This is a genomic window from Rhodopirellula europaea 6C, assembly GCF_000338295.1.
GTDB classification, from domain to species: domain Bacteria; phylum Planctomycetota; class Planctomycetia; order Pirellulales; family Pirellulaceae; genus Rhodopirellula; species Rhodopirellula europaea.
Window position 1 is genome coordinate 1 of sequence record NZ_ANMO01000032.1, and the last position, 4,302, is coordinate 4,302.

Below are 4,302 nucleotides of genomic sequence, written 5' to 3' on the forward strand. Positions count from 1 at the left end.
CTGCACGACCTCCGTTCAGGAGGGTGATTTCAACCTCGCAAGCACGGCACTTCAAAACTGCACGACCTCTTTGTGTGGAGGACCACCGAGCTACGGGTTTTGGCCAAACCAATCCGCATAAACGTTACCACCGTCGTTTCCGCTCAAGCCGGCACAACCGTCAGCCGATGATGTTCGCAGCGGTTGTCGCGAGTGTGACGATTGCGCCGATTAACCGGCTGGAAACGACCAGCGAATTTGGCTCGCCCAAACATTCGCTCCGTTTCGAAAATTCCGGTTGTTTTTTGCATTCGCGCCATGCATGCAAATCGTAAAATTCGCGCACCGTCATCGCCTGTTTCACGACGTCCTTCCACACACTTACCCCAGCGCCCATGTCGCCTCACGTTCACCTTTGCTTGGTCCTTCACAACCACCAGCCAATCGGAAACTTCGATGGCGTGTTTGAACAAGCTTACCAGGACAGCTACCTGCCGTTCCTGGAGGTGTTTGAACCGTACGACGCACTGAATATCTCACTGCACACCTCCGGCCCGTTGATGCTGTGGTTGGCCGAGCGTCATCCCGAGTACCTCGACCGTGTGCGTTTGCTCGTCGAAGCCGGCCGCATCGAAATCGTCGGCGGGCCACAGTACGAACCGATCCTGACGATGCTGCCCCGCCGCGACCGCGTGGGACAAATTCAATCATACAGTTCGTGGTTGCAGCGAAACCTGGGTGTCACGCCCTCTGGCATGTGGATGCCTGAACGCGTCTGGGAATCAGGCCTGACCGCTGACGTTGCCGCAGCCGGGATGCGTTACACCGTCCTGGACGACTACCACTTCAAATCCGCTGGCATGGCGGAAGAAGAACTGCGCAGCTACTTCGTCGTCGAAGACCAAGGCCAACTGCTTCGCGTCTTCCCCGGCAGCGAACAACTTCGCTACACGATCCCATTCCGCCCGGCTCACGAAACGATCGACTACCTTCGCGGGATCGCTCATTCGAACCCGGGTGCCGTGATGACGTTCGGCGACGACGGCGAAAAGTTCGGCACCTGGCCTGACACCAAATCGCACGTCTACGACGAAGGCTGGTTGCGTTCGTTCTTCGACGCGTTGACTGAAAACCAAGAGTGGTTGCACACGGTCACGTTGGCCGAGTCGATCCAAAACGCGGCTCCGGCTGGCAAAGCTTACCTGCCCGATTGCAGCTATCGCGAAATGACGGTTTGGTCGCTGCCCGCCGAGTCACAAGAGATTCTCGACGACGTTTCCCACGCGATGGAAAACGACGAGCGCTGGGGCCACTTGGAATCGTTCGTGCGTGGCGGTTTCTGGCGGAACTTCAAAGTCAAGTACGAAGAAACCAACGAGATGTACGCTCGCATGATGCACGTGAGCGATCGGTTGGCCAAAGCCGAAGCCAGCGGTCACGACGCCGGTGAACTCGCCGAAATTCGCGACCACCTTTATCGCGGTCAATGCAACTGCCCGTACTGGCACGGTGCCTTCGGCGGAATCTACTTGCCTCACCTTCGCAACGCGATCTACGAACACCTGATCCAAGCCGACACGCTGCTGCAAGAAATCGAAGGCACGCTGAACACCGTTTCCGCAACCGCCGGCGATTACGACTACGACGGACAACAAGAGATCCGGCTGTCCAACGAATCCATGGTCGCTTGGATCGACCCTGCCCAAGGTGGCCGGATGTACGAGTGGGACTTGCGAGGCATCAACCACAACTTGTTGGCGACTTTGCAACGTCGCCCCGAAGCCTACCACCGCAAAGTCCTGGCGGGCCCGAGTAGCGCCGGTGGCGACGTGGCCAGCATCCACGACCGCGTCGTGTTCAAACAAGAAGGCCTGGATCAAATGATTCAGTACGACCGTTACGCTCGCAAGAGTTTGATGGACCACTTCTTCGACAATGAAGCAACCCTCGAATCCGTCTCACGTGGCGAATCACCCGAACGAGGTGACTTTGTCGAGCTGCCATTCGAAGCCAAACTGCGTCGAGGCAGTGACCGTGTGCAGGCTCAACTGCGTCGTGACGGCAATGCTTGGGGAATCCCCATCTCGCTGACCAAAGCCGTCACCTTAGAAGAAGGCAGCGGCAACCTGTCCGTGACTTACTTGCTGGAAAACTTGCCACCGGCCAGCCCACTGCACTTCGCTGTCGAATGGAACTTTGCCGGATTGCCATCCGGAGCCGACGACCGCTACTTCAGCGACGTCGACGGAAACCAACTCGGACAACTCGGCGAACGCTTGGACCTGACCGATGTGCGTGGTCTGTCCCTGTCAGATCGCTGGCTCGGTGTCGACATCGATTTGCGAACCGATCGCGCCAGCGGCGTGTGGGCGTTTCCAGTGGAAACAGTCAGCCAAAGCGAAGCCGGTTTTGAACTGGTTCACCAATCGGTCTGCGTGATGCCTCACTGGATCATCACCGCGGACGCCGAAGGACGCTGGGCGGTCACCATTGACATTGCCACTCGCTGTGAAAACGCGATCGAAGTCCAACAGCACGATCATGTCAACGTCTAACGGGCTGTCGATTGAATGAGCCGCACCGCGTTAGCGGCGGTTGATCAGACGCCAACCGGGGCTAACGCCCATCGGCTAATTTTTTTATTCGGTATACGACTAAATCAACAGTCCGCTAAGCAGATGAACAGGAATGGTTGGGAATGTTCATGTGAGCCGTTTGAGCGTTGAAACAGCAAAAGGCTCGCATCCCGAAGACTCCTGTCTGCTGGCTTCGAAGATAGAAAGCTTGGTTTGTCAAAGGTTGGCTGATCAGCGACTTGGTTTTCCAAAGAATGAATTGGTTGTGATTTCGATGGGTCGGCACGAGCATCTTGCCGTGCGAATTCGATTTCTCTTTTGAGGCAACGCCCGTGACGGCACGTTTGAAATTGGTGATGGACCCCAGCGACTCGACGCGTCGTCTTCGCGTCGGGATGCGGTTGGACAAATACCGGCTCGTCAAAAAACTTGGCGAAGGTGGATTTGCAACCGTTTATTCCGCCCACGACACGATCGAGGATCGCGACGTGGCGCTGAAAATTCCGGAGTCTTATGCTTCGGACGATCACCAATCCGCCGAAGACCTGCAACGCGAAGTCCGCATCATGGCGGGCTTGTCGCACGACAGCATTTTGCCGCTCAAAGACGCTCGCTACATTGATGGCCATTTCGTCATGGTATTCCCGCTGGGCGAAGAAACCCTGCACGATCGACTCGGTCGCCGCATGGCTCGCGCGACCACGCTGGACTACGTTCGTCAAATGACATCCGCCGTGGCCTACGCTCACGAACGCCGAGTCCTGCACCGCGACATCAAACCCGAGAACTTCATCCTGTTCCCCAACTCCAAGATCTGCTTGACAGACTTTGGGTTGGCACGGATCGAACGTGGACGTCACGCCGTTTCCGCCTCCGGAACGCTCGGCTACATCGCACCCGAGCAAGCGATGGGCAAACCGACTTATCGCAGCGATGTGTTTTCGCTCGGGCTGGTGATCTACCGGATGTTGTCGGGATCGCTGCCCGAGTACCCGTTCGAAGCCCCCTTGCCGTCGTACGCGAAACTGCGTCGCGGGTTGAACCAAGAGTTCGTGGACTGGATCCGCAAATCGATGGATCCCAAACCACTCAAACGCTTCCGAGACGGAGTCGCGATGGCCAACGCCCTCGACCGGATCAAATCCCTGACCGTCCCCGGCTCAGCAACCGGCACCACCTCAACAAGAAGCACCCGCCGCCGAACCCGCCGCGTCGCGTAGCAAAGCCCGCAGCCGGATTCGCCAAGAATTCTGACGCAGCACTGCCCCACCATCGCAACGCGCCGCGACCGCAAGGCCGCACGCTTCGATTCATAACCCGCCGCGTCAGCAAGGCTCCGCTCCGCACCTCCGCAGCCGGATTCGCCAAGAATTCGGACGCACCACCGTAGCCTCGTCCACCACGTCAACGATTGGCGATGAGACGCTCGCAATCAGCGAGCAAAAAACTGTAGCACGGTGGTCCCCCACCGTGACGCGCGCACCACCAGAGTAGAACAATTGTCCCCAATTGTTCCGTCAACCAACGCTCTGCACCAAGCCTCATCCCACCCAATTCAAACGCCACTCAATCCGCGCCCGGTATCTCCGCCGCGCAAACAGTCGGCCGCGCCGAATCATCGCTCGCCTCGTTGGAGGACCACCGAGCTACAGGTTGAAAAGCGGCCCGAGTTTCCAACCTTCAGTCAAACCACCATTTCCCCTGCGCCCAAAGAGGTCGTGCAGTTTTGAAGTGCTGTGTTGCCAGG

The 4,302-nt window shown here is 57.9% G+C and carries 3 protein-coding genes; 2 read left to right on the forward strand and 1 reads right to left on the reverse strand.

All coding sequences use genetic code 11. From position 1 onward, the window contains the following. Nucleotides 1-160 precede the first annotated feature (160 nt). Nucleotides 161-343 carry a hypothetical protein gene (locus RE6C_RS03320; RefSeq protein ID WP_236615793.1) on the reverse strand — a complete coding sequence of 61 codons (183 nt, stop codon included), beginning with the start codon at nt 341-343 and terminating at the stop codon, nt 161-163. A 31-nt stretch (nt 344-374) separates the two neighbouring features. On the opposite strand from RE6C_RS03320, the gene RE6C_RS03325 reads away from it, so the two are divergent. Both RE6C_RS03325 and RE6C_RS03335 read left to right on the forward strand, forming a co-directional pair. Beyond that, nucleotides 375-2,534, forward strand: a complete 2,160-nt coding sequence (locus RE6C_RS03325) for an alpha-amylase/4-alpha-glucanotransferase domain-containing protein (protein ID WP_008653847.1) — start codon at nt 375-377, stop codon at nt 2,532-2,534. Nucleotides 2,535-2,887: 353 nt separating this feature from the next. After that, nucleotides 2,888-3,775 carry a serine/threonine-protein kinase gene (locus tag RE6C_RS03335; RefSeq protein WP_008653849.1) on the forward strand — a complete coding sequence of 296 codons (888 nt, stop codon included), beginning with the start codon at nt 2,888-2,890 and terminating at the stop codon, nt 3,773-3,775. Nucleotides 3,776-4,302: the final 527 nt, after the last annotated feature.